Below are 26294 nucleotides of genomic sequence, written 5' to 3' on the forward strand. Positions count from 1 at the left end.
GGCGGCCCGCCACCCGCTATGACGTGGGCAAGACCGCGAAACGGCCCGAGAGCATCATCGAACGAAACCGACTCAGACCTTAAAGAACAAGCTGACTGAGCGTTTCGCCCTGTCTGATGCCGTTCCATGATGGTTCGAGGAGGTTGGCAGGGCGGCACTGAAGTGAGAGGCGGGCCACCAGTTCACTGTGAGGCGCCAGAGGGCTGTTTGATCCCAATCCCTCCTGTCTGATCCAACCCGGGCCCGCTCGTTGGTCTTTGGCCGCTGGTCGGAGCGGCCACCTCGCAGTACATCTGAAACATGACCGCCAACAGCGGCTACCCCAGCGACCTGTCCGACGAACGCTGGCAGCTGATCGAGCCGGTGCTGTCCGCCTGGCGGGCCGAGCGCCGCGGCCGTGGGTTGGACATCGGCCGCCCGCCCGAGCACGACCTGCGCTCGCTGATGAACGCGATCTTGTACGTGGACCGCACCGGCGTCCCCTGGCGCTATCTGCCGCACGACTTCCCGCCCTGGTCCACGACCTACCACTACTTTGCCTGCTGGCAGGAGGACGATGTCTTCGCCCAGCTCACCGGCCTGCTGCGGCACCTGGTCCGCACGACCGAAGGACGCGACGGTGAACCGCCCGCCTGCGTGCTGGACTCTCAGACCATCAAGACCTCCGCCAACGTTCCCCTTGCCGACCAGGGCACCGACGCGGGCAAGCGGATCATCGGCCGCAAACGCCACCTCGGCTGCGACACCCTGGGCCTGCTGCTGACCGTGCTGGTCACCGCCGCGAGCGTCTCCGCCACCGCGGCCGGTGTCACCCTGCTCACCCGCATCGCCGCCGCCCATCCGCAGATCCGCAAGGCGTGGGTGGACGCCGGCTACCGGACCACCGCCATCACCCACGGCGCCCGCCTGGGCATCGACGTCGTCCAACGCCCGCCGGGCGTCAAGGGATTCACGGTCATTCCGAGACGCTGGACGATCGAGCGGAGTATCGGGTGGCTCATGCACCACCGCCGACTCGCCCGCGACTACGAAACCCATCCGCACCGGTCCGAAGCCATGGTCCACCTCGCGATGATCGACCTCATGGCCCGCCGCCTCACCGGCGAAGCCACCCCCACCTGGCGCGGAACCTGACCTGGGATCAAACACACCTCACACGATGAAACACTCAGTCAGCCTCAGCCCTGATGACTCGTCATGAAGACGCAGTGACAACGAATTTGGCGGATGTGAACAGGCGACCGGGTCCATAGTGTTGCGCTGTCTCGCTACTGGGACAGGTCCGATTCCCAGCGTGGAGGCTTGAGTCCGCGCAGGCCGTAGTCGGGCGGCAGCCATCCCTTCCTCCTGTCGATGGTCTTCTGGGTGTGATGACGACGACAGCGCGGATGAGGGCGGGTAGTGGGCCGGGCTTGCCCTGTCGAGGTGACGGATCACGGATTCGGGTATGGCCTTTCCGATGGCGCCGAGGTCAGTGGTGTGGTCGGCGCAGTCCTGCGACGAGGAGTTCGATCATGCGGCGTGCGTCGTAGCGGGGATCGCTGTCCGCGCCGATGCAGAGGTTACCGACGCCGCGCATGAGCTGGTACGCATCGATGTCGGGGCGGATCTCGCCGGCGACGGCTGCGGCTTCGAGCAGTTCGGTGCAGACGGGTACGAGGCGGTCGAGGAAGTAGGCGTGCAACGCCTCGAAGCCGGCGTTGTCGGCCTGCAGCACTGCGGCGAGTCCGTGTTTGGTGACCAGGAAATCAGCGAAGAGGTTGATCCACTGCCCTAGTGCGGAGTGCGGAGAAGGGCTAGTCGCCAGCAGGGCCGGACCGGCATCGGCGCAGGCGTCGACCTGGTGTCGGTAGACGCCGATGATGAGGTCCGCTCGCGTCGGGAAGTGGCGGTAGATCGTGCCCACCCCGACGCCGGCCCTGGCCGCGATGTCGCGTACCGGCGCTTCCACGCCCGACGTGACGAAGACCGCGGCGGCCGCATCGAGCAGGGCCTTCTGGTTGCGCTGGGCGTCCTTCCGCCGGGCCGGGGCCGCCTGCCCTGCGCCCTCGTCGCTGTCGTTCACCGCGCCGCTCCTTCCACTCGCCTCTTGCGAAAACGGAACGAGGTTCCGTATCGTTCCGGAACGAGGTTCCGTTTTGCTCATGATGCCAGAGCAGGGACCCGGCAACCAAGCCATGCCATGCATCACGCTTCACCCACGATGAGGAGACACGGCCATGCAGTACCGCACTTTGGGCCGCACCGGTGTGCAGGTCAGCACCCTCGCGCTCGGGGCGATGAACTTCGGAAAGATCGGGCGCACCACCCAGGAGGAGGTCACCGCCATCGTCGACGCCGCCCTGGAGGCGGGGGTCAACCTGATCGACACTGCCGACGTGTACAGCGGCGGCGAGTCGGAAGAAATGGTCGGCAAGGCCATCGCGGGCCGCCGCGACGACATCGTGCTGGCCACGAAGGCGACCATGCCGGTGGGCGACGAGCGCAATCGCCAGGGCAGCTCGCGCCGCTGGCTGGTCACCGCGCTGGAGGACAGCCTGCGTCGGCTCGGCGTCGACCACGTCGATCTCTACCAAATCCACCGGTGGGACCCGAACACCAGCGACGAGGAGACCTTGTCGGCGTTGACCGACCTGCAGCGCGTGGGAAAGATCCGCTACTTCGGCTCCTCGACCTTTCCGGCCTACCGCATCGTGCAGGCCCAGTGGGCCGCCGGCCAACACCACTTGAGCCGTTACGTCGCCGAACAGCCCAGCTACTCGATCCTGCAGCGCGGCATCGAGGCCCATGTACTGCCCGTGGCAGAGCAGTACGGGCTCGGTGTGCTCGCATGGAGCCCGCTGGCCTCGGGCTGGCTGTCGGGCGCGATCCGCGAGGGCAGCGCGATCACCACCAGCCGCTCAACGTTCATGCCGCAGCGCTTCGACACCGCCATCCCCTCCAACCAGGCCAGGCTCGACGCCGTCGAGCAACTGGCCAAGGTCGCCGACGAGGCGGGCCTCACGATGATCCAGCTCGCGCTCAGCTTCGTGACCGCGCACCCCGGCGTGACCAGCGCGCTCGTCGGCCCCCGCACACTGGACCACCTGCACTCGCAGCTCGCCGCCGCGGACATCACGCTCTCCGCCGACGTACTCGACGCGATCGACGCCATCGTCGCCCCCGGCACCGACCTCGCCGCACACGAGAAGAACGACACCCCGCCCGCGCTGCTCGACCCGTCCCTGCGGCGCCGCTGAGCTTGACTCTGACGGGGATCTTGGCGGCCTGCTCAGTCTCTGGCGGACCGCCAAGACCTCGGCCTGGCATGCCGCGAATCCCGCCTGGGGCCCCGGCCCGCTGCTGCAGCGACTGCACCGCCGCTTCAGCGGAGCGGGAAGTTGAGCGTGAAAAGCACTCGCCGTGAACGCGTGCCGAAAGGCTCCAACCGCTACCGGACTGGGTCGGGCAAAGGCCCTGAAGCGCACCAGACAACTGGTCCCCACCGCGCCTCTGGTTGCCGCCAGGGCGCTCATTGGTGACGCACCCCTCACTGGCTCGCCGCCTGTCAACGGTGGTGACGCCGTTGAGGCGCTGGCGTCCCCGGTGTCCGGAGGGGCGGCCTGGCAAGGCCCGGCGTCCGGTCAGATCTTGCTGCCCGTCCCGGTGGGGGCTGGTGTGCCGCTGCCGCTGTAGGAGGGGAGATCGGCTACCAGCTTGGTGAGGACCGGGTCGCCCGTATAGCGGCGGGCATGCAGATCGGCGATTTTCCGGGCGATATCGGGGTCATTGCTGTCGGTGGTGTCGTAGGAGACGAAGGTCTCGAGCAGCGGCAGGCCGATCCGGTCGGTGTGGGCGTGCGAGGGCGCCATCAGGTACTCCCAGTATCCGTCGAGGTCCTCGATGACGAAGACGGCGCCGTACTCGAACTCGCCGCCGACGTCCCTGCCGACGACGTATCGCACGACGGCGTCGATCGACTCGCCCTGGTGACGCAGGCTCGCAAGGGCCTCCTCGCGCTGCTCGGCGGTGACGGTCTCTTTGAAGGCAAAACGGTTGTGGTGGTAGATCATTTCTCTCTCCCTGCGGTCGGACGGTCGGCGGAACGAAGGTGCTGTTCGGGGTTCGCTGGCGGGCTGGACCAGTAGCCGAGCAGGGCCGACACCGCCTGCCCGGCCAGGCGCACGGCACGATCGAATCCCACGTCCTCGATCGATCCGATGCCCGCGAGGCCGTGCAGCGTGCCCCATAGCAGGTCGCAGGCATCCTCCAGGTCGGCCGGGGCGGCTCCGGTCGCGGCCGCCCATGCGTGGATGAGCTGCCGGGTGAAGACGAGCACTTCAGCGGCCGACGCGCGGCGGGCGGACGCGTCGACGTCCGTGCCGAAGGCGCCCGAGACGAGCCGGTACAGACCCGGCCGCGATCGAGCGAACTCCAGGTATGCGGCGGCCGCCAGATATGGCCCCCGCGACGCCGGTTCGTCGGCCACCGCGGTCCGCATCCGTTCCAACAGGTCGGCGTTGGCCCGCTCCAGCAGCTCTCGCAGTACGGCCTCTTTGCTCGGGAAGTGCTGGTAGATCACGGGCGCGCTGTAGCCGATCTCGGCGGCGATCCGCCGGATCGTCACAGCCTGCCAGCCCTCGGTTTCGGCCATCCGGCCTGCGGTCTCCACGATCTCGGCGAAGGTCCGCCGGCGCACCTCGTCCCGCTTCCCCACCTGAACTCCTAACGACGTTAGAATATCTAACATGGTTAGGGTTTATCCTGCGTTCGGATCTGTCAACCCTTGCGACGCATTCCGGCGAACCTCGCCGTGAGCTCGACGGGCCATCAAGGTCCGACACCGCCTCGGGCCGGCTGCGTCAGCTGTCCGCCCCTGACGCCCGACCGCTCTGGAGCCTGCTCACCGAAGGCGACGCCGCCTACACCTGGGGGAGAAGCCCGGCTGAGGCGACCCCGACGGCGACTGGTCTCTTCACGCATGGTCTGGCGCTGACACACCGCGGCCATCAGGAATTCCCCATCATCGCCCGCCCTTGGGGGGGACGGGCCTGTCACTGGAGCGCTCGATCGGGTGGCTCTGGGCCTGCAGGACGCAAGGGACCTGGCCTGCGCGTGCGCTGGGCCTTCCCCGGCGCCCGGTGTGGGGTGGGGTGGCGTAGTGCCCGGCAACGTCCGTACCGTGTAGGGACGTTGAGCCTCCACTGATCCTGCGACGGGCGCGCGGAGAGGGCTGATGATCAAGGGTCGGGCGGGAATGTCTGCGCGTGATCAGACCGTGGTCGATCGTGTGGAGTCTCTGCTTCGTCGCCATCCCGGTCAGGCCGGGGCCTGGCCTGTCACGGTACTGATGGGGCCGCGGGGCAGCGGCAAGTCGAAGCTGCTGCAACGAATCTACCAAGACGTCTATCCGGGCCCATCGGCCGTCGTCGACCTGGGACGCTTCCAGACCAAGTCGGCGGCGGGTGCGATGGCGGAGATCGCGTTCGGTCTCAACGAGAGCCGCCACGGGGTACCCCGCATCTCCTTCCCCTCCTTCGCCTTGCTGGCCATCACCCTCGTCGCTGACCCGGTTCCCAACCGTGTCGAGGAGCTACGGCAGCTCGCTGCCTCGGGGAGCACGAGGCTGGACCTTGTGTCCGCCGAACTGATGCAGGCCGCTCGGGAAACACCGGCTGTGACGGGCGCCTTTCGGCTGCTGCCCCGCCGCTTGACGGGCCGAAGGCGGGGATCATCGAGATCCGTGCGTGACGCGCTTCCCGACGAGTTCGCGCATGCTCTCGACCAGGTGTACAGCCACTTGGCGGAGCCGGACCGCAGGGACATGACACAGCTTCTGCTCAACGCGCTGCTGACCGATGTGCGATCCGCCTACACGAATCGATGGCGACCGGACGGACCCTGTTTGGTCTTGCTGGACAACGCCGACGGAGCGGCCGGACGTGAGGTGCTGCAGGCGCTGCTCGAAGTACCTGCAGAGGCGCAGGGCGCAGCCCCCCTTGTCGTGGTGGCGGCCGTCACCGCATACCCCTACGCGCTCCGGGACAGCCGCGTCGACGAGATCGAGATCCACCGTCTGGGGGACCTGACCCGCTCCGACGTACTGGCTGCCACCCGGACAGCAGCAACCGGGCGCAACGTCGACGTCCACTGGCTCAGCTGGGCTGTGTACGAACTGACCCGCGGCCAGCCGGCGGGTACCGGTCTCGTACTGCGAGCGCTGCTCGACTTCGACGACTCCGTGCCCTGGGACCAACGGCTGCGCAGGATCCTCAGTCCGGCACACGGCCTGGTCGAGGAACTCCTTGACCGACTGCTCCCCCATGACCGACCGCTCCCCCGTGACGGGCTGTTCACGGACGATCTGCGGCCAGGTGCGCTGCTCCGGGCAGCCAGCCGGCTGGCTGCTGCCCCAGACCTCGAAAGGGCCTCTCCCGGCCCGGTGTTGGACATGCTGCTCCTCGACGAGGGCGCTGACCGCTCCGCCTGGCAGACTCGCGCCCTGCACCCGCTGTTGCGTCTGCTCCTGCTGCGCGTGCTCGAGGATCCAGACTCAGTCCATGCCCGGCTGCGGGCGGAGGCTGCCGACCGCGGACAGGAGGGCCGGGTCGCCTATCACGCTCTGGCCGAAGGTGACCTGCCGACTGCGGCGGCCTACCTGGACGGTCTTTTCGAGCGGGCGGATCCGGATGTGTGGTGCGCCGAGTGGTGCCGGCTCCGCCGCGCACCCCTGCGGGCGTCGGAAGATGACCAACCCGCACGCGAACGGTACGAGGGATATGTCCGGCACCTGAACGACGGCACGATCGCCCCGCGGCTGCGCTGCATCACCCGCCTCCTGGCGGCTAGTTGGATCAGTCCGGAACCGCGGGAGGCTCCGTACACAGGACGCGTCGAAGACCCCTACCGGGACCCACTCGGCGACCCGTTGGCCACTCTCTACCCGGAGATCATTGACCACCTGGCGGCACTGTCGCAGGCCCACAGCAACTCCCGGGGCATGCGGCGGGCGCTGTACGAAACGGCCGTCCAGTACGACCAGGCCCCGTGGTCCGGACGCGCTTCCCAGACTGCAGAGGTCGCCAGATCCGAAGCGCTGGCAGCCTCCGCCGGTGGCTGGCGCTTCGCATCGCCCCGCCGCAGCCGGATTCATTCGACCGCTCTGGTGTGGCTGGCCGCGTTCGGGGGGATGCTCGCAGTCTTTGCTCTTGTGTCATGGCTGCCGCGCGTCCACGGCTGGTGGTGGCCCGCAACACTGGTCGCCGTATGGGCGATCCTGACCGTCGCCCAGCTGCGCTGGGCCCGCCCTTCAGGTCCAGCTCCACCAGCCTCCGGCGCACGCGTGGATCCGCACCCTCCGCGATCGCGTCACCGGGCCTTCCTGGACGGCGTGCTGACGGCCTGGGCATGGCCCGGGCCATACTCTCCCGGTCCGCGAGCGCCGGCTTCGGTGGAGCCACCCCGCCGGGAAGACAGCCGTGCAGCGGTAGAGGCCTCACTGCGGCATCTGTATGACCGGCTCACCCGTCCCTCAGATGACCGCCGGGAGGCGCCGTGAGCAGCCCGGAACCTCCCACGCCATCGGAGCCGGAAAGGCCGGGCCAACCTCCCTCCGAGGAACGCCAGTTACCGCTGGCCGCGGAGGCTGAGCACTGGAACCGGATGCTGCCGGACTCCGCCAAGCGGATGATGGACTTGGTCGAGCAGGACTTCGAGCTGAAACGCCGGCGCGTGGAGCAGCAGATCCTGGATTCCGTGCACCAGCGGCGCCTGGACATCGTTCACACCTGCTTCCACGGCCTGGGAGTGGCCGTGGGCACCGGGATGCTGGTCGGCTTCGTCTGGCTTGCCAAGTACGCCATCGACCACGGCGCGGCGAACGCTGGGATGCTGGGGGGTGGGATCGCCGCGGCAGCCGCCTTGGTCGCGGGTAGCCGCTACCGCAAAGGTCCATGACACCTGAAGAGGAACCGCAGTGTCCCGCCGGGCCGTCCACAGTGGACGCAGCGGAAGGTGGGCCAAGAATCCGCGCCGCACCGTCTCCTACCTCACCCTGCGCGATCGCTTCGCCGCTTTCCAGGGCGACGACGCCGAACACATCATCACCGCGCCCGCGACCCGCGGCAGACGCCGAACACCAGCCCCCGACGCACCGACGCAGCGCGAACCGCGGCGCTGCCACAACTGCGAACGCCCCGTCACCACCGACGACGCCCGCTCCCGGTGCCACGACTGCACACGCAAGGGCACCGGAGCCGACTTGGCCCACCGCAAGGAGATCGCCGACGCGATCTTCTCCGAGACCACGCGCACCAAGCTCCTGCAGCGCCTGGCCCGCGGCGAACTACTGCCCGATGTCTGCAACGAGCTCGACCTCACCCCGCACCGCGTCCACGGCTACACCGCCTACGACGACATACCTGGCGCGAGCAGCAAATGAGGGCGGTCGAGTCCACCTTCAACCTCCTGGCCCACCTGGAATAGCTCCACGGAAGGCAACGGGCCGCGGCCGCCCAGCAGTTGGCTCCCCTCCCCGCGGTCGCGGCCCGGCCCTGCCATGCCGTCCCTGCCGCGCTACCGCTATCCCTCGGACCTGTCGGGCGGGCGCAGGGTGACGGCACGCGGGCAGATCCTCGGTCTCGCGCACAGCGACCGCGACGTGATCGAGTTTCTCCGCCATGCCGGACTGCCGGACGCGGAAGGGCTGCTTGATGATCCGGCGTGGGTGAAGTGGCGGGGCGGGCGGGCCCACCACTACGAGGCCCGCCTAGCGGCGCGAAGATGACTCCTGAGGGGTTGATGCCGCACGATCTCCGTCAAGGAGTCGTCCAGCGTTTGATCCGGCGGCCCGAAGTGCCTTGAGGATCTCGTCTTCCGGGCAGTTGCAGTACAGATGCCGATTGTCGGAAAGTACTGCCAGCCATCGGCCAGCCGGAGGCTGATGCTCCAGCGTCCACGCGATCTTCCATGTCCCGCCGGAAAGTAGGTCCGCCTTCGGTGAGACGAGCCACTTCGTGCCCTTTGGGGCTCCGTACGCTGGGGCCGACTTTGTCTCTGGTAGGCGAATGATGACCCGGACTTCCGCCCCCTTGGGCGGATTGATCACGCTGCCGTGGAAGACGTAGGCCCAGCTCGTCGAGGAAGAAGCAGCGCGAGTCTCCGTCCAGGAGGCGATGCTGACCTCCGGAGGACGCGGATCTCGTCCGTGGTTGGGGCCGGAGCTGATTAACCCACCAGCTATCGCGGTTACGAGCGCCGCGGCTACTGCTCCAGCAGCGCCGATCACTGCCACCCTGGTCGCCGTCTGCCATCGTCGCCAAGGCTGGAAGCGGGGACCGGCAGGCGGGTTCGGCTCGGGAGGCTGTGTGCTGGACGAACTCCCGTCCCCGGCCCCTGTCGAACCTGTCGCCCCCGACGCCATCAGCTCCCCTTGGCTTCAGAACTTCGCGACTGCCCAATTCATGATGCTGGAGCGAGTGCGATCCGTCCGGCGTTCTCCCCATCACGTGCCAGCTGTCCACAAGCACGCCTGTTCTCGTGCCCTGCCGGGCCGAGGAGGTCGGTGTGGTGATGACCCGATCCACCCTCGGCAACTTTGCGGCGCTCGACGCAGGCATCCGCTTCGGCGGATTCGCGACCACGCCGCGTCCATGGACCGTGCGCGGCTCCATGCCCGACCTCGTCCAGGCCGTGGGCCGCGCGCTGCGGATCCAGCCCGGCGAGGGCAAGGTCGCCTCACTCGTCGTGCCCGTCCTGCTCGGCCCCGGGGAGACGGCCGACAGCATGCTCACCTCCCGGGCATTCGGTGGGCTGGCAAAGTTGCTGGAGACACTTAGGGCACACGCCGCCCGGGTGGTGGAGAGTTGGCGCAGCAGCAGGCCCCCAGCGCCTACAAGCCCGTCCAGAAGGCCGCGCAGGGCCAGGAAAGCCGGGGCGAGGGGAACAGGTCCGGCAGGCCGTCGGCCCCGGCGCGCAAGCTGCTGAAGTTCTCCACTCCCCTGCGGGTCATCAACCCGGAACACGCGCACTGGCGGCGCGGCGTGGAGGCCGCCGTCATCTTCGCCCGCGCCCACGGGGACCTGAAGGTGCCCTTCACCTACCGCGTACCCGAAGGCGACGAGGCCGAAGGGATCGGATGGCCGGTCTCCCTCGCCGACTTCCCTCTCGGACAGTGGATCGCCGACAACCGCCGCTTCTACGCCCGCGGCGACATGGACGAAGACCGCATCGCGCAGCTCGAGAAACTCGGCATGGTCTGGTCGCACTTCGACGTCGCGTGGGAGGAAGGCCTCGCCGCCGCCCGCGGATGGGCCGCCGAACACGGACACCTCCTGGCCCCCTCGGACGCCACCTTCCAGGGCTACAAGGTGGGCATCTGGCTGAAGAATGCCTGCGCCGCCGCCCGCAAGGCTGCCGAGATCGAGCAGCGGCCTGCCCAGAGCCTGCCCGTGGAGTCGTCGGCCGGGGCGCTGTCCGAGGAGCGGCGCGAACAGCTAGTGCCGGATCAAGCAACGTTTGCCCTGTTGTGATGTGACGCGCCGTCCGGGGCCCTTCTCCAGATAGTGGGCGGCGGTCACCTGGGCGGGTCGCGGAACGAGTACGTGTACGCGAGATCGATGATGGCGAGGGGCGGCGGCTGCTGCGGATCATTCGCAGGGGCACCGGTTCGGTGGTGACCTGGCGGCGGGCTCAGATGGTCCTGCTGTCCGCACAGGGCATGCCGGTGGCGAAGATCACCGAGGTGTCTTTCACCAGTGACGACCGGGTCCGCGATGTGATCCACAACTTCAACACCGACGGCTTCGACTGCCTCTACCCGAAGTACAAAGGCGGCCGGCCCAAGACTTTCACCCTGCCCGAGCGGCGCGAGATCAAGAAGATCGCGAAGTCGAGGCCGACAGAGCATGACCTGCCGTTCTCGACCTGGAGCCTGACCAAGTTGACGGCGAGGTCATACCCGAGGACGGCGAGCCCCAGGTCGTCCTCCGCATGGATGAGTTCGGCCCGCTCAACCTGATGCCCCACCCCGGGAGGCAATGGGCCGAACGCCGCGGCAAGCACAAGGACCCCGACCGTGAACCACGCCGCAGGCGGCGCGCGACCTACAACCGCTACGGCGGAGTACGCCACCTGTTCGCCGCCTACGACCTGACCAAGGACAAGCTCTACGGCCACATCAAGCCGATCAAACGGCGAACGCAGTTCCTGGAGTTCTGCCGATACCTTCGCACGCTCTACCCGGCACACGTCCGCATGGCGATCGTCTGCGACAACTTCTCCCCGCACCTGACCACGAAGAAGTGCCAGCGCGTCGGCGACTGGGCCACCGCGAACAACGTCGAGATCGCCTACACCCCGACCAACAGCTCCTGGCTCAACCGCATCGAGGCCCAGTTCACCGCCCTGCGCTACTTCACCCTCGACGGCACCGACCACGCCACCCACAAGGCGCAGGGCAGCATGATCCGCCCCTACATCATCTGGCGAAACCGTCACGCTGACGATCAGCGGCTACTCGCCGTCGTCGGCAGAGCGAACGTTGCCTAATGCGGCACTAGAGAGTGAGTACGATCTTTCCCCGGGCGTGGCCGGTCTCGCTCAACTGGTGTGCCGCGGCCGCGTTCTCGATGGTGAAGGCGGCCGCGACCGGCACGGCAAAGCGGCCCTGCTGTGCGAGGTCGGCGGCCGCGGCGAGTCCTTCGACCGCTTGCGGGTCCGCTCCGGGGCCCGCCGAGCGCGACAGGTGGACTCCGTACTTCGCGGAGTCCAGGTCGGCGACCGTGACCACCCGGTCCGGGCTTCCGGCGAGATCTACCAGGTCGGGCAGCGAGCCGGATCCGGCGCAGTCCAGGACGACGTCGACTCCGTCTGGTGCCAGGGCAGTGACCCGCTCGCCCAACCCGGGGCCGTAGGTGGTCGGGGTCGCCCCCAGCCCCGCGACAAACTCGTGGTTGCGTGCACTGGCTGTACCGATGACGGTCGCGCCGCGGGCTGCCGCGAGCTGGATGGCGACCGTGCCGACCCCGCCTGCCGCGCCCTCGATCAACAGGGTCGTGCCGGTGCCGACCTTCAGCCGGTCGAGGGCCCGCGTGGCGGTCTCGACGTTCCCGGCCGCGCCGCCGGCCTGCTCCCAGCTCAGAGCGTCCGGCTTCAGCGCCCAGGCTGCCAAGACGGCGTACTCGGCGTTCGCACCGCCGAGCTCCGCGACGTCGACGATGCCGAAGACCTCGTCGCCCGGCCGGATACCGGTTACCCCTGTGCCGACCTCGTCGACCACACCCGCGGCATCCATGCCGAGCACATGGGGCAGGCGCAGCGGCGCCATGTCGCGGAACCGGCCTGAGCGGAGGTGGCAGTCGGCGGGAGTGAGGCCCGATGCCCGCACGCCCACCCGGATGTGGCCTGGTCCCGCGTGTGGTTCCGGTACGTCGGCGACCTCCAGGACGCTTGCGGGACCGTACTTGGAGAATGTCAGTGCTCTCATGGCGTCGGACGCTATCGGAACACCCCGTCCGTTTGGCTAAAGTGAGAGCGGTGACGAACCCTTTGCCTCACTCCCTGCGCTCCGATGCCCAGGACAACCGGGAGCGCATCCTCGCCGTGGCCGGCACGACGTTCGCCGAGCAGGGGCTGGACGTGGCGATGCGCGAGATCGCGCGGCGTGCCGAGGTCGGACCCGCGACCCTCTACCGGCACTTTCCGACCAAGGAGGCGCTGGTCACCGAGGCCTTCCGCGAGCAGATGACGGCCTGCACAGCCATCGTCGACGAGGCACTGGCCGATCCGGACCCATGGCGCGGCTTCTGCCTGGTGATCGAGGCAGTATGTGAAATGCAGGCGCAGGACCGGGGCTTCACCGCGGCGTTCGTCTCGGCCTTCCCCCGCGCGATCGACTTCGCCGCGGACCGGGAGCAGGCACTGGGCAAGGTCGCCGAACTCGCCCGCCGGGCCAAGGCGGGTGGCAAGCTGCGCCCGGACTTCGTCCTGGACGACCTGATCATGGTGCTCATGGCCAACGGCGGCATCCGGACCACCTCGCCGGCCGCCGCAGTGGCCGCCTCACGACGCTTCGCCGCGCTGCTGATCCAGGGCATGCGGGCCCAGCCGGCCATCCCGCCGCTGCCCCCAGCGGTCCGGCTGCCACTGGCGGTTATGACCTAGTGGCGCATCAGACAGCGGCCACAGGACGTGCGCCTCCGCGCGGTCGTCAACAGGGCAAACGTTGCCTGATGCGGCACTAGTCACCTCACCTGTATCCCGCACACTGCCCCTGGTCCCAGGGCTCGCACGAGTGACGGGGCTCGCGGGCGGCGGGCTAGTCCACGAGCCCCGCATGGTGCGCCAGGATCGCCGCTTGGACGCGGTTGGTGAGGGAGAGCTTCGACAGGATCCGGCTGATGTGGGTCTTTGCGGTGGCTTCGGTCACGTGCAGGGTCGCGGCGATGCCCGTATTGGAGAGGCCGCCGCTCAGAGCGATCAGGACCTCGCGCTCCTTTTCGGTCAGGGCCTCCAGCCGGCTGCGGGCCTCGGACCGGCGGCGCTGCCGCTCGGCGGAGGGGCCGTCGTCGTCCTCCGTGAAGCGGCGGATGAGGCGGCGGGTCACCTTCGGGGAGAGCATCGCGTCGCCGCGGGCCGCGCTGCGCACCGCAGCGATCATGTCGTCCGCGGTGGCGTCCTTCAGCAGGAAGCCGACCGCCCCGTGACGTAGCGCTGTCTGGACGTATTCGTCCAGGTCGAAGGTGGTCAGCACGACGACGTGCGGTGGGCTGGACGAGCGGGTGAGGCGCTCGGTGGCGGTCAGGCCGTCGGAGCGGGGCATCCGGATGTCCATCAGAACGACGTCCGGATTCAGGGTGGCGGCCATCGACACGGCCGTATTGCCGTCCGAGGCCTCGCCCACCACTTCGATGTCGGGGGCCGACGCCATGATGGTGCTGAGCATGGAGCGCACCATCCATTCGTCGTCCACGATCAGGACCCGGGTCGTCGTCTCGCTCATCGCGTGGCCTTCATGTGTGTGGGCTGCTTCTGGGGTACGTCGTCCAGCGGGATCTCTGCGGTGATCTCGAAGCCGCCGTCCGGGGTCGGGCCTGCGGTGAGTTCGCCGCCGACGAGCCGTATCCGTTCGGCGATGCCGAGCAGGCCGTGGCCGCCGCTGGGCAGAGCGGAGCCGCTGGCGCCGACACCGTGCTGGTTGGTCACTGTGAGGTGCAGCAGTCGGCGCGCGCAGTGGACCCGGACGCGGGTCTCGGCGTCGGCGGCGTGCTTGTGGACGTTGGTCAGGGCCTCCTGCACCACCCGGTAGACCGCGTGCTCGATCAGGGTCGGCAGCTCGGGTGGGCGAGCGGTGCCTTGCTCTCCGGTCAGCTCCAGGGTGGCCGGCGTGCCCAGGCTGCGGGAGTCGGCGATCAGGGTCTCCAGCTCGGCCAGGCCGGGCTGCGGGGCGAGCGGGGCCTCGGATTCGGTGTGCAGGACCTCCACCAGCGAGCGGAGCTCGGTCAGTGCCGCGCGGCCGATGGCGCCGATCTGCTTGCCGATGTCGACGGCGGACGCGCCCTTGGTCGCCTCGAGCGCGGTCGCGTGCAGCACCATCAGGGATACGCGGTGGGTGACGACGTCGTGCATGTCCCGGGCGATCTGGGCGCGTTCGTCGCTGCGGGCCTGCAGCACCCGCTGCTGCTGCTCGCGCTCGGCCCGCTCGGCGCGCTCGCGCAACTCGGCCACGAGGCGGCGGCGGGCCCCCGTGTACAGGCCGAGCAGGGCCGGGAAGACGCAGATGCCCACGCTCATGATCGCTGCGTCAAAACCGCCGCCACACCAGATCGGCGGGGCGACCACCGCGACGGCGACCGTGGAGGCGACGGCGACTCGGCGCCAGGAGGCGGTGCGGTCGGCCAGGGTGTACTGCGCGAACACCACGGCGAACCAGGCCGACAGCACCACATAGGCGCCGAGCGCGGCCGGCAGAAGCAGCGCGGGACGGCGATGGCGGAACCATGCCGCGAGGCCGACGAGCAGCCCGACCGGGATCGCCACGAAGAGCGGCGGGTGCGCGGGAAGGTAGTCGAACCGCGTGTGCATTCCGTCGACGGTGGCCGTGGCCGCAGCAAGGGCCAGCGCCACAAGGGCACCCGCCACCGGACGCAGGCGTTTTTGATGGTCCGTGAGGCGACTGTGCCAAGTCATGGCTGCAGGCTAGCCGCGGTGCGGAAGGCACGCGTCGTTCGATAGTTGTACGTGACGGCACCCGCCCCGCAACTTTCCGCCGAGGAAGAGACCGAGGATCGGCGGATGCCTGGCCGGTGCGGTGACCGCCAGGCTGACGGCATGCCTGAGATCACCGAATCCGCCGCAGCAGGACGCCGCCGCCTCCAGGTCCTCGGCGAGCAGATCGCCCGCGACCTGCGCCGGCCGCGCAGACGTCCACCACATCCGCACCCGACCGCGGCCCGACGGTCGCAGGGCCAGGGGTGACGGCCGTGTACGTTGCCGCATCCGGACTCGAGCTCGGGCTGGGCATCTTCCTGCTCCCCGCCTGGCTGATCGCCGCCGTCACGACGGGCCTGCAGCCAGGCCGCCGCACCGTCGGCCGCATGCGGCGGATGTCCCGTATCGCGCTGGTTCTGGTGTCCCTCGCCGTGCTGCTCACCGCGGCCAGACTCGTCGCGTACGGGCTGCTTGCCCGCCATGGGTGGGTGTTCGTCGCTGACCGGCGGCTGTTCACCACCTTCGTCATGCTGCTCCCGGCAGTGATCGCCACCGTCGTCTGGACGGTGCCTTGGCTGGCATCCGCCGCCCGGGTGCGGCTGGCCGACCCGGCTGCGCCGGTGCCGTTGGAGGAGCAGTCGCGCGCCCGGTCCCCGCGCCATGTCGTGCCGCCCCGGCTCGCGGCCTTCGGCGGCCTCGGCTGCTTCGCGCAGATGTTCCTGCCACCGGACCGGTCGTTCTGGATCAGCCTCGGCGCGTACGGGTTGATCACCGCCGCGGTCGCCGGGCTGCTGGTATGGCGCGCCAACGCGCGACTGCAGCGCCTGATCACCGGCCGTGAGATCCCCCTGCGACGGGCACTGGCGGTCCGGCTGGGCACGGCCGTGGTGGCGCTTGGCACCGTGGTGGGGCTGGTCAACTACGGGATCGTCGGCAGCCGACTTCCGCACACCTTCTCGATGATGAAGGGTGAGGCCGACTGGGGCGGCGGTGCCGCCGGGCAGCACCATGACATGGCCGGCGGCCACCACATGGCCTCCGGAACCGGCGGTGCCGACGAGGTCTCCGTCGACAAACTGCGCGGTCCCAGGAGTGGTACGCCCGACCGGCGCTTCTCCCTCACCGCACAGGCGAAGAAGGTGCAGCTGGCCTCCGGCAAGACGGTGGACGCATGGACGTACAACGGCCAGGTCCCCGGGCCCCAACTGCGGGTCACCGAGGGCGATCTGGTCGAGATCGAGCTGCGCAACGAGCTGCCCGGCAAGACCCCCGTCACCATCCACTGGCACGGCGTCGACGTCCCCAACGGTGAGGACGGTGTGGCCGGCGCCACCCAGGACGCGGTGCTGCCCGGCAAGTCCTTCACCTACCGCTTCCGGGTCCAGGAGTCCGGCACCCGCTGGTACCACTCCCACCAGGCCGCCTCCGAGCAGGTCGACCGCGGACTTTTCGGCGCCCTGATCATCGAGCCGAGGAAGCAGACTCGGCCGGTGGACAACGACGTCAGCGTCCTCGCCCACGACTGGCAGACCGACAAGGGCACGGTGCCCGCGATCGGCGTATTGGACGAGCTGGAGCGGCGCCGCGCCGAGCCGGGCGAGAAGGTGCGGATACGGCTCACCAACACCAGCGGCAACACTCGCGAGTTCGCAGTCGACGGCGTCCCGTACAAGGTCACCGCCCTGGACGGCACGGACGTGCACAAGCCGACGGCGCTCAAGGGCAAGCAGCTGGTGCTCGGCGGCGGGAACCGGATGGACGTCGAATTCACCATGCCTGATGGCCCGGTGCGGGTGACCGACGGCAGCGCCCCGGACGCGGGCATCGTGTATTCCCCGGACGGCAAGGGGGAGTTGAAGGCGGATCTGAGCGGCCCCGAATTCGATCCGTACAGCTACGGCAGCCCGAAGAGGACGGAACTAGGCCCGGACAGCGACTTCGACCGCGACTACAAGCTCGTCTTCGACGAGTGGCTGGGCTTCTACGACGGCAGCTTCGGGCTGAAGCAGACCATCAACGGCCGTGTCTTCCCGGACACCCCGATGCTGATGATCAAGGAAGGCGACGTCGCCCGCGTCACCTTCATCAACCGCGGGAACGAAGACCATCCAATGCATCTGCACGGCCACCACATGCTGGTGCTCGGCAAGAACGGCAAGCGCGCCTCCGGCAGCCCGATGTGGCAGGACACCGTGCTCGTCCGGCCGGGCCAGGAGGTCCAGGTCGCCTTCAAGGCCGACAACCCCGGCATCTGGATGGACCACTGCCACAACTTCTGGCACAGCAAGCTCGGCATGGTCATGCACCTTGCGTACGACAACGTCACCACGCCGTACGAGATCGGCGGCCCCGTCGGAAACAAGCCCGAGTGAGGAGTCCTGATGCGCCAGAAACGAGTCGCAGCCACCATGCCGACCGGGGCGCTGTGTCTCACCACGGCGACCTACAGCACCGCCGCGCCCCCGAAGGCGGCCACCTGGGGTACGAGCCCTCCTGTCTCAGCACTGGTGGCTCGGCGTGGAGGCCGCCGTCATCTTCGCGCGCGAGCATGGCGACCTGGAGGTGCCCTTCACCTACCGCGTGCCCGAGGGTGAGTTGGCGGAAGGGGTCGGGTGGCCAGCCTCGCTCGAGGGCTTTCCCCTCGGGCAGTGGATCGCCGACAACCGGCGCTTCTACGCCCGCGGCGACATGGACGAAGACCGGATCACGCAGCTGGAGAAGCTGGGCATGCTGTGGTCGCACTTCGACGTCGCGTGGGAGGAAGGCCTCGCCGCCGCCCGCGGATGGGCCACCGAACACGGACACCTCCTGGCCCCCTCGGACGCCACCTTCCAGGGCTACAAGGTGGGCATCTGGCTCAAGAACGCCCGCGCCGCCGCCCGCAAGGCTGCCGAGATCGAGCAGCGGCCTGCCCAGAGCCTGCCCGTGGAGTCGTCGGCCGGGGCGCTGTCCGAGGAGCGGCGCGAACAGCTAGAGGACATCGCCCCCTCCTGATGCCCCACCTGGCCTGTCGAGTGGCAGCATGCCTCCACCTCGTCCGGCTCCACCTGAACGCGGGCGAGGCGCTGCCCACCGAGGCGGGCGACGTCGTGCGCCAGGGCGAAGACCTCGGACGGTGAGTGCAGTCGGTCCGGTACGGCTGGGACAAACTCACCACCGTGCAGCAGTGGATGTGCGAGGAAGTCCTCGGAATCACACCCGCCGCCAAGGACGAGAAGCCCAAGCCACGCACCAGCCAGGCCGACAAATGGGCCATGCATTACGCAGCCGCCCGTCAGTTCTACGAACGCGAGGGACACCTCCGCGTCCCCCGCAAACACATCGAGACCATCACCGTCGGCAAGGCCACCGGCGAGGACCACGAGCAGCGGGAACTCCGGCTTGGATCCTGGATCAGCAACCAGCGCAGCAGGGCCGCAACCCTGTCCCCCGAGCGAGTGGAGCAGCTGTCCGCGATCGGCATGCGCTGGGCGTAGCGATCGCTGTGAGGACCGGGGCTGAAGGCTAATTCAGCTGGCAGCCACGCTCAGCTATTTGAGAGCCACCCAGGCGATGATCGCCGTCGCGACCGTGGCCACAGCTCCGATGGCTGTCCAGACGACGCTGCTGCGGTCCCAGAAGGGCTGCGGCGCTGGTGCCGGCGCAGGTTCGTTGATGTTCGCGCTCGCCGTTGCGCCGCGGTCGGCATGGGCCTGCCACGTCTCACTCCGTCTCTTGCGCCATGGGCGCCAGAGGGCATCGGGTGCCTGTGTAGATGGTGGGCATGCACTGGTTGCAATGGATGCACAGGGAGCGTGTGGCCGGTTTGGCGGCGATGGAGTTGATCAGGTCGGGTTCGCGGAGCAGGGCGCGGCCCATGGCTACGAAGCCGAATCCCTCGGCCATGGCCTGGTCCATGGTCTCGCGCTGCGTGATGCCGCCGAGGAGGATCAGGGGGATGTCGACTGCTGCCTTGATCTGGCGTGCCGACTCCAGCAGGTACGCCTCCTGATAGGGGTAGGTGTGCAGGAAACGGCCGCCGACGAAGCGGACACCGAGGCGTTGCGGTTGGGGGAAGTTGGCGGCGAATTGGCGTATCGGTGCGTCGCCGCGGAAGAGGTACATGGGGTTGAGCAAGGAGCTGCCCGCGGTCAGTTCGAGGGCGTCGACGATGCCGTCCGACTGGAGCCACTGGGCGACCTGTGCTGCCTCGTCGAGCCAGAAGCCACCGGGCACTCCGTCGTCCATGTTCAGCTTCGCGATGACGGCGATGCGGTCGCCGACCGCGTCCCGCACCGCCCGTGCGGCGCCGCGGGCCACCTTGGCGCGGTTGGCGAGGCTGCCGCCGAAGGCGTCGTCGCGGTGGTTGAGGCGGGGGCTGAGGAATGAGCTGACGAAGTAGTTGTGCCCCATGTGGATCTCGACGGCGTCGAAGCCGGCGTCGACGGCCAGGCGGGCTGCCGATCCGTGGGCTCGGATGATCCGTTCGATGTCGTCGCTGGTGGCGGGGCGGGGCATGCGCATGCTGATCGGGTTGAACCGTCTGCCGGGAGCCAGGGCCGGAGCCTTGTTGGACACGGAGTTCGCGACCGGCCCGGCATGGCCGATCTGCGCGCTGATTCCGGCCCCCTCGGCGTGTACGGCGTCGGTGAGCCTGCGCAGGCCCGGCACCGCGTCAGGGCGCATCCAGATCTGGTGGCGGTCGGTCCGGCCCTCCGGGGCCACCGCGCAGTAGGCGACAGTCGTCATGCCCACACCGCCTGCGGCAGTTCTGCGGTGAAATTCGATCAGCTCGTCGGTCACCAGCGCGTGTGGGGTGACGCCTTCGAAGGTGGCCGCCTTGATGATGCGGTTACGCAGGCGCACTGGGCCCAACTGCGCGGGCTCCAGGGGGTCGGAGACTAACGGGGTGGGAGGAACCGTCGGGTCGCTGGTCATGGAGCGTCACCTCTCAGTGGGCGGCATGGTGGGGTGTTTCGCGGGTCGGCCATGCGTGCTCAGTTCATCGCCTGTCGGCACGACCGACGCCTCCGGGTTCCCTTGACCGGGACGTTGGGACCCGGCCTGGCTCTCGATCATCGGGGGGTGCACCGGCCTGTAGCCCGAGAACATTGCACGGTCGGTGCAAGATCGGAATGCCCGTCGTCGTTCCGGCGCCGAGTGCTGGTCTTCGGAGTGCTGGTCTCTAGAGTGCCGCCCGTGCCCCCCTCTGGGGATGACCAGAGGTGAGGTACCGACCGCTGGGTGCGTGAGCCCACAGGGCGATGCTCGATACGCCACGTGTTCACGGCTGCCGGTGGCGCACATGGTGCGATTCACAGCAACGCGGCGGCGTGCTCGCGCGCTTGGCGTAGCCAGGACGCGCGTTTCTCGCCGCTCGCATCGGAAACCGTACGGAAGACCACCCGGCGAATGTCGTTGATCCCCACGTACGGCAAGACACAGGACGCCCAGATCCTTTGCAATGGATCGCCGAATTCCCTCTCCTCCCGGACGGCGGCAGTGTCCGAGGTGTTCAGGATCAGCGCCCTGTCCGCATTGAGCAGTCCCATGGGCTCACCCTCCGCGGTACCCAGCTTGTAGGCGACACCGGGTGCCACAACGCGCTGCACCCAGCCGGCGAGAATCGCGGGCGGCATGCCCCACCAATTGGGGTGAACGAACACCACGGCATCGAGGGTGGCCAATTCCCTCCTGTGGAACTCCACCTGCTTGTCGGTGACGGATGAGGCCGACTGCACCGTATCCGTCTCGTCGCCGGTCAGTAGGGGTGGAAACTCTTCGGCGCACAGGTCGTGGGCAAGCACCTGACAGTCAAGACCACGCAGTTCGTCCACCACCGCTTCAAATACGGCATGGTTGAAACTTCCCGTTCGCGGGTGCGCAAGATAGACACCGACTCGCATTTGTCATCCTCGTGAAGAATCGTCGTACGGCACCGCGCCCGCCGTCACAGTGCGGACACAGGTAGGAACTCCCGCCCACTGAAGCCGATCGCTCACGACATCGTCCACGCGGAAATGCCGGAAGCCCGTCCGGAAGAGGCGAAAGGCCTGCTCATAGTCGTCGGTGCAGGATCAGCAGGTCCGTGGGGCCGTGTTCGGGATGGTGGAATGCCGCGGGGATCGTGCCGACGACGGCGAATCCCAGGGAACGCCACAGGCCCATCGCGGGATTGGTCGCCACCACGGAATTGAAGACCATGCCCTCGAACCCGGCCTGCTCGGCGCGCTCCATCACATGCTCGGCCAGTTCACGGCCGATGCCACGTCCGGCGTACGCGGGATCGACCATGAACCCCGCGTTCGCGATCCGCCGCGCCGGGCCACCGTAGTTCGCCCGCAGGTAGGCGGAACCGACGACGGCCCCCGACTCCTCGGCGACGAACACCCGTGCCCCCCGCGGCATCCACAGCTCGCGCGCCACTTCGTACGTGGCGTCCTCGTCGAAGGCGAATGCGGCCCCGGCGCGGACGATGCGCTGCCAGAAGGGCCAGACGGCGGGCCAGCAGGAAGGATCGGCTTCTTTGATCATGCGGACAGTGCATCGTGAGCGGCCGGGCGCTGTCCACGAGGATCCCCCGTACACATGTCCGGCGGATCCTGACGCGCCGCGTGGCCAGGCTTGCCCCTGCCACGGGTCATAGCAGGCGCGGCAGCAGCACGGCAACCACAGCCCGCCACCGCCCGCACCGGCCCTCAGTCCCCCGACGTCGCCTTGAGCCCGACGATCGACACGGCCATCAGCGTCAGGAACGCGAGCCGCGCGGCCGACGCGGGCTCGCCGAGCACCGCGATGCCGACCACGGCCGTGCCGACCGCCCCGATCCCGACCCAGGCCCCGTAGGCGGTGCCGATCGGGAGCGACTTGGCGGCCACGGACAGCAGGAACATGCTGCCCGCGATCCCGGCGACGGTGAGCAGGCTCGGGATAAGCCGGGTGAAGCCCTCGGTGTGCTTGAGCCCGATGGCCCAGCCCACTTCGAGCAGTCCCGCCACGATCAGCAACAGCCACGGCATCAGGCACACCTCCATACCGCACGGTGCGCCAGGGCACGCATGCGCAGACGGTTGATCAGGAACTCGCCCACTGAATCCGACCAAGATCACCGCTGTCCACGCGGAACTCCCGTACGGGCTTTCGGCGTTGCCTGCCGCTCCAGCTCAGGCCGGGTGCAGCAGCGCCGAAACACCTTCCATGGTCTCCGCCACACCGCTTCCGCGACGCTGGCCGCCATCGGCCCGCCACACCAGGGCGTGGCGCAGTCGCGGCGCTCCGGACAGCGGACGCCACGCCAGGCCCGTACCGTCCGCGAGCGCGGTGCGCGGGCGCAGGGCGATCAGGTCGCGGCCGGCCCGCAGTTCGGCCGTGAAGAGTGCCCGCCGCGGCGGGCGGGCCCGCAGCCGCGGCCACCATCCGGCGGCGTGGCAGGCGGCGAGCACGTCGTCGTGGTAGCCGGGCGCGAACTCGCGCGGAAACCACAGCAGTTGCTCCTCGAAGAGGTCATCCCAGGTCAGCCGGACCGTGGTTCCGGCGGCGGCGAGTCGGTGGCGCTCCGCCATCAACACACCGAGCGGTTCGTCGCTGACGACCCGGCAGGACAGCCTCCGGTCGTCCACCGGCAGACACACCAGGCCCGCGTCCAGGTCACCGCGGCGCACCGCGCCGACCTGCTCCGCCGTGGACGCGTCCACCGGTTCGGCGACGGCGCCAGCATCGCGCAGCAGATCCCACAGCCGGGCGATCACAGTGTGCGGACTGCCGGGTGTCACGCCCACCCGCCAGCGTCGCTCGCTCGCGGTATCCCGTACGCATTCCTCGGCGGCCGACGCGGCGGCGATCACCGCGCGGGCGTGCGGCAGCAGGGCTGTACCCGCGGCGGTGGGTGCCATGCCCGCCGGAGTGCGCCGGAACAGCTCGACGCCCAGCTGTCGCTCCAGGGCGATGATCTGCTCGCTCAGCGACGACGACCTGAGCCCGAGTGTCTCCGCCGCCCGCGAGAGGTTCCCCTCGTCGGCCACCGCCCTGAAGTACCGCAACTGCCTCAGTTCCACGGCCTGACCTTATGCGGGCGGCACCCGGCCGCCCTGACCGGGGGCTACCCGGTGGAACCGCCGAGGAGGCGCGCGTCCCGGATGGCCTCCACCTCGCGGCGGAAGAAGCGGTGCCACATGATGACCGCGAAGCCGACGAAGAGGAACCACTGCAGGGAATAGCCAAGGCTCTGGAACGCCTTGCGGTCCAGGCCGGTGTCCTGCGGCAGCTGCACCGGCACGGCCTCCATCCCCCCCGACGGCACGGTCAGCGAGATCCAGGCGTCATACACGTGGCCCGCTTCGCCCTGCAGCTGGTTCACCAGCGCCGCCCCGCTGATCACCCCAAGCTGTCCCTCGGGCAGTCCGCTGCCGGAGCCCGCGCCCCGCTCACCGGGAACCTCGGTCCCCTGCACCACGCCGGTGACGGTGACCCGCCCCCGCGGCACGGCCACGGTGCGGTGCGCGTCCGCGTCACCGGCCCGCCATCCGTGGACGACCGGCACGATGCCGCGGTCATCGTCCGTGCGCAGGACCGAAAGGACGTAATACCCCTTCCTGCCCGCCAAATAACGGTCAGGGACCACGAACTCCTCGGCATAGCGGCCGCTCACCGTCGTCAGGCGACCGACGCTCTCCTTGGTCAGCGGCAGCAGCTGATCGAGCGGTCGCGTGCCCTGCCCGCCCCGGTCCGGCTCACGCTGGGCGGCCCGGTGGGTGTCGATCCGCTCGTTGAACCTCTCGATCTGCCACCAGCCCATGAGCAGGCAGAACGGCAGGCCGAGCAACAGGAAGACGTTGAGCCCCCACCAGCGGGGGGTGAGCAGGAACTTGTACACGGGGCGACCATACGAGCCCACCACACCGCCCGGAGCAGCAGGGTCGGTGCACCCATGCGACTGCGGCGGCAGCAACTCCCTCCACTATCACAACAGTTGCTCCTGCACAAGGTTGTCAACCAGGCACGTTTACCCAGACGCGACAGGCACGCTCACGTCAGCCGAGACGTGTGCCACACCAGGCCGGAAGCCGACTTCACCGGTGCTCTACGAGGAGTGTCGAGCGGCGAGGCGGCGATCGCTCACGTTCTACGTCGACAGCTGGGTACTGACCGCCCCAGTCACGGCCGCGCGTGGACTACGCACCCACGATCACGTGTGGCTCATCCCAAGGGCGCGTGGCTGGTTCACCCAGCCGATCATCAGATTTGGGCACCCGTACGGGACCATTGAAGGGACGCTTATTGAACACCGTACGGAGAGTGCGGCAACCCTCCGCTGTGCACGTGAGGTAGTGATCACCGACTTCTCCGCCTGCGCGTTCCATCACCCAGCGTTCTTCATCGGGGCGCAGGTTCCTGTGGAGCTGGTGGCTCTGGCATGTCACGCAGTACGTGCGGTGTTCCACCCGGGGGAGGGCTTGTACGGCATGCCTCATGCGTCGGCGCAGCGCAAGGAGCCGGATCAGCCTCATCGCACCCAGCCCCGTGCATGCGGTAGCCGTGGTGATCAGCAGGACCAGAAGCGTTACCGACATCCCGGAGAGGGTCGAGTCCAAGAGGTCTGACGCTGGCTGCGAGGTTCCAGGAGCTGAGCGTTGAGCCTTCATCATGTTGTCCACGGCGGCCGTCAACGCGGTGATGACAGCGATGAGGACAGCGGCGAGGCTGGCCTGGAGCGCTCGTACCGCCCGCGATACGTGTGTGGCGACCGTGCCAGGCGTCTTGTCCATCGCCTGCGCAGCATCCAGTTGGGTGCGGCCCACGGCCTTGGTCGCCCACACCGCTGTGCGCTGCTGTTGGGGCAGTTGCCCGAGTGCCTTGTGAACGGCCAGGCGGTTGGCCACCAGATCCGCGAAGTCCTCGCTCGTGGGCGGATCGAAGCGGGTGGGATCGGCCGCTCGTGCGGCGTCGATTCTGCGGTGCTGTTCCTGCTGGCGCACGCTATGGCGCACCTGAGTCTTCATCACCGCGTAGATGTAGGCACTCGGGTGCTGGATTGTTTCGGGGTTCCTCAGTGCCCTGTCGAACGCGAGATGCACTAGGCCGTTTCTGATGGCTCTTGGACGGTGTCGCGGAGCCAGATGACGATCGCGGTGACAGTGAGGGTGCCGTTGAAGATGTAGTCGCGCTTGTCGTAGCGGCTGGCCACCGCCCGGAAGTGCTTCCACTTGCTGACGCAGCGCTCAACCGCGTTGCGCCGTCGGTACTGGGCCTTGTCGAAGGCGGGTGGACGGCCGCCAACCCGGCCACGGTTGCGGCGGTTGGCTCGCTGGTCGTCCGGCTCGGCGATCGTCGCCTTGATGCCTCGCCGTCGCAGGTAGGCGCGGTTGTCGTAGCTGGAGTACGCCTTGTCGCCGCGCACCCGGTCCGGGCGGCGGCGTGGGCGGCCGGGCCCGCGGCGAAGAACACGCAGCGTTTCCAGTACCGGCAGGAGCATGGGGCTGTCACCCCGCTGGCCCGGCGAGGTGAGCCAGGTCAGCGGGCGGGCCCGGTCGTCGGCCAACAGATGGACCTTGGTGGTCAGTCCGCCCCGCGAGCGTCCCAGTGCCTCCCGCCCATCGGCCTCCACACGCATCCCGCCCCTTTTTCGGGGAAGTCGCGGGGCGGCCGGTGCCGGGCACCGGCCGCGTGCTGGTGAGCCCGGCAGGAGGTGGAGTCGATGTTCACCGCCCACTCCCGCTCCAGTTCGCGGGCCAGAGCACCGTCGGGATCGCCAGCGTCGGCCTCGATCTGCAACTCGGCCAGGATCCGCTGCCAGGTGCCGTCCGCCGACCAGCGGCGATGCCGTTCATAAACGGTCAGGGCCCGTACCGCTCCGGCAGGTCCGGCCAGGGCACCCCGGTGCGGGCCCGGAATAGCACCCCGTTGACCACCGTGCGGTGCTCGGACCACTGGCCACCAGGCCGGCCGTTGGCCGGCATCAAGGGCTCGATCGCCCGCCACTGCGCGTCAGTCAGTTCGTGTCGCCGCACCATGCACGACGCCTGCCCGCCCCAGAACCTGATCCACCCAACCGCACAAGAGCCATCAGAAACGGCCTAGTCGGCATCCCAGACAGACTGCGGAATACGGTGGTCAGTGAGCAGCCGCCGGGC

Annotated in this window: 25 protein-coding genes and 2 pseudogenes; 13 read left to right on the top strand and 14 right to left on the bottom strand. The window is 68.8% G+C overall.

The genetic code is table 11. From position 1 onward, the window contains the following. Positions 1–300: 300 nt before the first annotated feature. Positions 301–1134 (top strand): IS5 family transposase, encoded by an 834-nt coding sequence (locus ACIBKX_RS36755; protein WP_363277996.1) that lies wholly within the window; start codon positions 301–303, stop codon positions 1132–1134. Between the two features lie 337 nt (positions 1135–1471). Here the strand turns inward: ACIBKX_RS36755 and ACIBKX_RS36760 are convergent, their stop codons facing one another. Next, a complete protein-coding gene (locus ACIBKX_RS36760) occupies positions 1472–2065 on the bottom strand; it encodes a TetR/AcrR family transcriptional regulator (RefSeq protein ID WP_363277997.1) in 594 nt (197 codons plus the stop codon). Between the two features lie 154 nt (positions 2066–2219). On the opposite strand from ACIBKX_RS36760, the gene ACIBKX_RS36765 reads away from it, so the two are divergent. Beyond that, positions 2220–3239: an aldo/keto reductase gene (locus ACIBKX_RS36765; protein ID WP_363277998.1), complete on the top strand. Its 1020-nt coding sequence runs from the start codon at positions 2220–2222 to the stop codon at positions 3237–3239. A 384-nt stretch (positions 3240–3623) separates the two neighbouring features. On the opposite strand, the gene ACIBKX_RS36770 is transcribed toward ACIBKX_RS36765, so the two are convergent. Both ACIBKX_RS36770 and ACIBKX_RS36775 read right to left on the bottom strand, forming a co-directional pair. Next, positions 3624–4052, bottom strand: coding sequence for a Dabb family protein (locus ACIBKX_RS36770; RefSeq protein ID WP_363277999.1), 429 nt, complete (start codon positions 4050–4052; stop codon positions 3624–3626). Next, the gene (locus ACIBKX_RS36775; RefSeq protein ID WP_363278000.1) at positions 4049–4696 is read right to left on the bottom strand and encodes a TetR/AcrR family transcriptional regulator; all 648 of its coding nucleotides are present in this window, start codon (positions 4694–4696) and stop codon (positions 4049–4051) included. Before ACIBKX_RS36775 ends, ACIBKX_RS36770 begins: the two co-directional genes overlap by 4 nt. Positions 4697–5215: 519 nt before the next feature. Between ACIBKX_RS36775 and ACIBKX_RS36780 the strand changes: the two genes are divergently transcribed. From ACIBKX_RS36780 to ACIBKX_RS36805, 6 genes and pseudogenes are all read left to right on the top strand, one after another. Then, on the top strand, positions 5216–7537 hold the full coding sequence (locus ACIBKX_RS36780) for a hypothetical protein (RefSeq protein WP_363278001.1): 2322 nt from the start codon (positions 5216–5218) through the stop codon (positions 7535–7537). After that, positions 7534–7935 (top strand): hypothetical protein, encoded by a 402-nt coding sequence (locus ACIBKX_RS36785; protein ID WP_363278002.1) that lies wholly within the window; start codon positions 7534–7536, stop codon positions 7933–7935. The genes ACIBKX_RS36780 and ACIBKX_RS36785 overlap by 4 nt, the downstream gene beginning before the upstream one ends. Positions 7936–7954: 19 nt before the next feature. Further along, positions 7955–8419, top strand: a complete 465-nt coding sequence (locus tag ACIBKX_RS36790; protein ID WP_363278003.1) for a hypothetical protein — start codon at positions 7955–7957, stop codon at positions 8417–8419. Between the two features lie 117 nt (positions 8420–8536). After that, positions 8537–8764 carry a hypothetical protein gene (locus ACIBKX_RS36795; RefSeq protein WP_363278004.1) on the top strand — a complete coding sequence of 76 codons (228 nt, stop codon included), beginning with the start codon at positions 8537–8539 and terminating at the stop codon, positions 8762–8764. Positions 8765–9842: 1078 nt separating this feature from the next. Next, positions 9843–10508: a helicase associated domain-containing protein gene (locus ACIBKX_RS36800; RefSeq protein WP_399377048.1), complete on the top strand. Its 666-nt coding sequence runs from the start codon at positions 9843–9845 to the stop codon at positions 10506–10508. 107 nt (positions 10509–10615) lie between these two features. Beyond that, positions 10616–11526: pseudogene (locus tag ACIBKX_RS36805) on the top strand (transposase). Positions 11527–11533: 7 nt separating this feature from the next. On the opposite strand, the gene ACIBKX_RS36810 reads toward ACIBKX_RS36805, so the two are convergent. Then, positions 11534–12463 (bottom strand): NADP-dependent oxidoreductase, encoded by a 930-nt coding sequence (locus ACIBKX_RS36810; RefSeq protein WP_363278008.1) that lies wholly within the window; start codon positions 12461–12463, stop codon positions 11534–11536. Between the two features lie 50 nt (positions 12464–12513). Here ACIBKX_RS36810 and ACIBKX_RS36815 point away from each other — a divergent pair, with 50 nt between their 5' ends. Continuing rightward, positions 12514–13140, top strand: coding sequence for a helix-turn-helix domain-containing protein (locus tag ACIBKX_RS36815; RefSeq protein WP_363278009.1), 627 nt, complete (start codon positions 12514–12516; stop codon positions 13138–13140). Positions 13141–13294: 154 nt separating this feature from the next. Here the strand turns inward: ACIBKX_RS36815 and ACIBKX_RS36820 are convergent, their stop codons facing one another. Next, positions 13295–13978 carry a response regulator transcription factor gene (locus ACIBKX_RS36820; RefSeq protein ID WP_363278010.1) on the bottom strand — a complete coding sequence of 228 codons (684 nt, stop codon included), beginning with the start codon at positions 13976–13978 and terminating at the stop codon, positions 13295–13297. Next, the gene (locus ACIBKX_RS36825; protein WP_363278011.1) at positions 13975–15165 is read right to left on the bottom strand and encodes a histidine kinase; all 1191 of its coding nucleotides are present in this window, start codon (positions 15163–15165) and stop codon (positions 13975–13977) included. The genes ACIBKX_RS36820 and ACIBKX_RS36825 overlap by 4 nt, the downstream gene beginning before the upstream one ends. Positions 15166–15306: 141 nt before the next feature. Here ACIBKX_RS36825 and ACIBKX_RS36830 point away from each other — a divergent pair, with 141 nt between their 5' ends. The 4 genes from ACIBKX_RS36830 to ACIBKX_RS36845 all read left to right on the top strand — a co-directional run bounded on the left by ACIBKX_RS36830 (position 15307) and on the right by ACIBKX_RS36845 (position 18662). Continuing rightward, positions 15307–15453 carry a hypothetical protein gene (locus ACIBKX_RS36830; protein WP_363278012.1) on the top strand — a complete coding sequence of 49 codons (147 nt, stop codon included), beginning with the start codon at positions 15307–15309 and terminating at the stop codon, positions 15451–15453. 5 nt (positions 15454–15458) lie between these two features. Continuing rightward, entirely contained in the window at positions 15459–17558 is a 2100-nt protein-coding gene (locus ACIBKX_RS36835; protein ID WP_363278013.1) for a multicopper oxidase family protein, read from the top strand. A 145-nt stretch (positions 17559–17703) separates the two neighbouring features. Further along, complete coding sequence (locus tag ACIBKX_RS36840) at positions 17704–18180, top strand: helicase associated domain-containing protein (protein ID WP_399377052.1); 477 nt, start codon at positions 17704–17706, stop codon at positions 18178–18180. A 125-nt stretch (positions 18181–18305) separates the two neighbouring features. After that, positions 18306–18662: a helicase associated domain-containing protein gene (locus tag ACIBKX_RS36845; RefSeq protein WP_399377053.1), complete on the top strand. Its 357-nt coding sequence runs from the start codon at positions 18306–18308 to the stop codon at positions 18660–18662. Positions 18663–18888: 226 nt separating this feature from the next. On the opposite strand, the gene ACIBKX_RS36850 is transcribed toward ACIBKX_RS36845, so the two are convergent. The 8 genes and pseudogenes from ACIBKX_RS36850 to ACIBKX_RS36885 all read right to left on the bottom strand — a co-directional run bounded on the left by ACIBKX_RS36850 (position 18889) and on the right by ACIBKX_RS36885 (position 26174). Beyond that, entirely contained in the window at positions 18889–20103 is a 1215-nt protein-coding gene (locus tag ACIBKX_RS36850; RefSeq protein WP_363277862.1) for an NADH:flavin oxidoreductase, read from the bottom strand. A 377-nt stretch (positions 20104–20480) separates the two neighbouring features. Next, a complete protein-coding gene (locus ACIBKX_RS36855; protein WP_363277863.1) occupies positions 20481–21071 on the bottom strand; it encodes an NAD(P)H-dependent oxidoreductase in 591 nt (196 codons plus the stop codon). Between the two features lie 151 nt (positions 21072–21222). Further along, a complete protein-coding gene (locus ACIBKX_RS36860; RefSeq protein WP_363277864.1) occupies positions 21223–21699 on the bottom strand; it encodes a GNAT family N-acetyltransferase in 477 nt (158 codons plus the stop codon). A 164-nt stretch (positions 21700–21863) separates the two neighbouring features. Then, entirely contained in the window at positions 21864–22184 is a 321-nt protein-coding gene (locus tag ACIBKX_RS36865) for an SMR family transporter (RefSeq protein ID WP_363277865.1), read from the bottom strand. Positions 22185–22328: 144 nt separating this feature from the next. Beyond that, positions 22329–23219, bottom strand: a complete 891-nt coding sequence (locus ACIBKX_RS36870) for a LysR family transcriptional regulator (RefSeq protein WP_363277866.1) — start codon at positions 23217–23219, stop codon at positions 22329–22331. 44 nt (positions 23220–23263) lie between these two features. Further along, the gene (locus tag ACIBKX_RS36875) at positions 23264–24037 is read right to left on the bottom strand and encodes an SURF1 family protein (RefSeq protein WP_363277867.1); all 774 of its coding nucleotides are present in this window, start codon (positions 24035–24037) and stop codon (positions 23264–23266) included. Positions 24038–24335: 298 nt separating this feature from the next. Then, a complete protein-coding gene (locus tag ACIBKX_RS36880) occupies positions 24336–25238 on the bottom strand; it encodes a sigma-70 family RNA polymerase sigma factor (protein WP_363277868.1) in 903 nt (300 codons plus the stop codon). Continuing rightward, positions 25238–26174, bottom strand: a pseudogene (locus ACIBKX_RS36885) (IS5 family transposase). The gene ACIBKX_RS36880 and the pseudogene ACIBKX_RS36885 overlap by 1 nt, the downstream one beginning before the upstream one ends. Positions 26175–26294: the final 120 nt, after the last annotated feature.

This window comes from Streptomyces sp. NPDC050658, assembly GCF_044457025.1.
Taxonomy (GTDB): domain Bacteria; phylum Actinomycetota; class Actinomycetes; order Streptomycetales; family Streptomycetaceae; genus Streptomyces.

What these genes read in the sequence shown, in the direction of transcription:
- ACIBKX_RS36765 (WP_363277998.1), top strand. Translation starts at nt 2,220, where the DNA reads ATGCAGTACCGCACTTTGGGCCGCACCGGTGTGCAGGTCAGCACCCTC.
- ACIBKX_RS36825 (WP_363278011.1), bottom strand. Translation starts at nt 15,165, where the DNA reads ATGACTTGGCACAGTCGCCTCACGGACCATCAAAAACGCCTGCGTCCG.
- ACIBKX_RS36810 (WP_363278008.1), bottom strand. Translation starts at nt 12,463, where the DNA reads ATGAGAGCACTGACATTCTCCAAGTACGGTCCCGCAAGCGTCCTGGAG.
- ACIBKX_RS36820 (WP_363278010.1), bottom strand. Translation starts at nt 13,978, where the DNA reads ATGAGCGAGACGACGACCCGGGTCCTGATCGTGGACGACGAATGGATG.
- ACIBKX_RS36755 (WP_363277996.1), top strand. Translation starts at nt 301, where the DNA reads ATGACCGCCAACAGCGGCTACCCCAGCGACCTGTCCGACGAACGCTGG.
- ACIBKX_RS36780 (WP_363278001.1), top strand. Translation starts at nt 5,216, where the DNA reads ATGATCAAGGGTCGGGCGGGAATGTCTGCGCGTGATCAGACCGTGGTC.
- ACIBKX_RS36830 (WP_363278012.1), top strand. Translation starts at nt 15,307, where the DNA reads ATGCCTGAGATCACCGAATCCGCCGCAGCAGGACGCCGCCGCCTCCAG.
- ACIBKX_RS36770 (WP_363277999.1), bottom strand. Translation starts at nt 4,052, where the DNA reads ATGATCTACCACCACAACCGTTTTGCCTTCAAAGAGACCGTCACCGCC.
- ACIBKX_RS36795 (WP_363278004.1), top strand. Translation starts at nt 8,537, where the DNA reads ATGCCGTCCCTGCCGCGCTACCGCTATCCCTCGGACCTGTCGGGCGGG.
- ACIBKX_RS36850 (WP_363277862.1), bottom strand. Translation starts at nt 20,103, where the DNA reads ATGACCAGCGACCCGACGGTTCCTCCCACCCCGTTAGTCTCCGACCCC.
- ACIBKX_RS36865 (WP_363277865.1), bottom strand. Translation starts at nt 22,184, where the DNA reads ATGCCGTGGCTGTTGCTGATCGTGGCGGGACTGCTCGAAGTGGGCTGG.
- ACIBKX_RS36855 (WP_363277863.1), bottom strand. Translation starts at nt 21,071, where the DNA reads ATGCGAGTCGGTGTCTATCTTGCGCACCCGCGAACGGGAAGTTTCAAC.
- ACIBKX_RS36860 (WP_363277864.1), bottom strand. Translation starts at nt 21,699, where the DNA reads ATGATCAAAGAAGCCGATCCTTCCTGCTGGCCCGCCGTCTGGCCCTTC.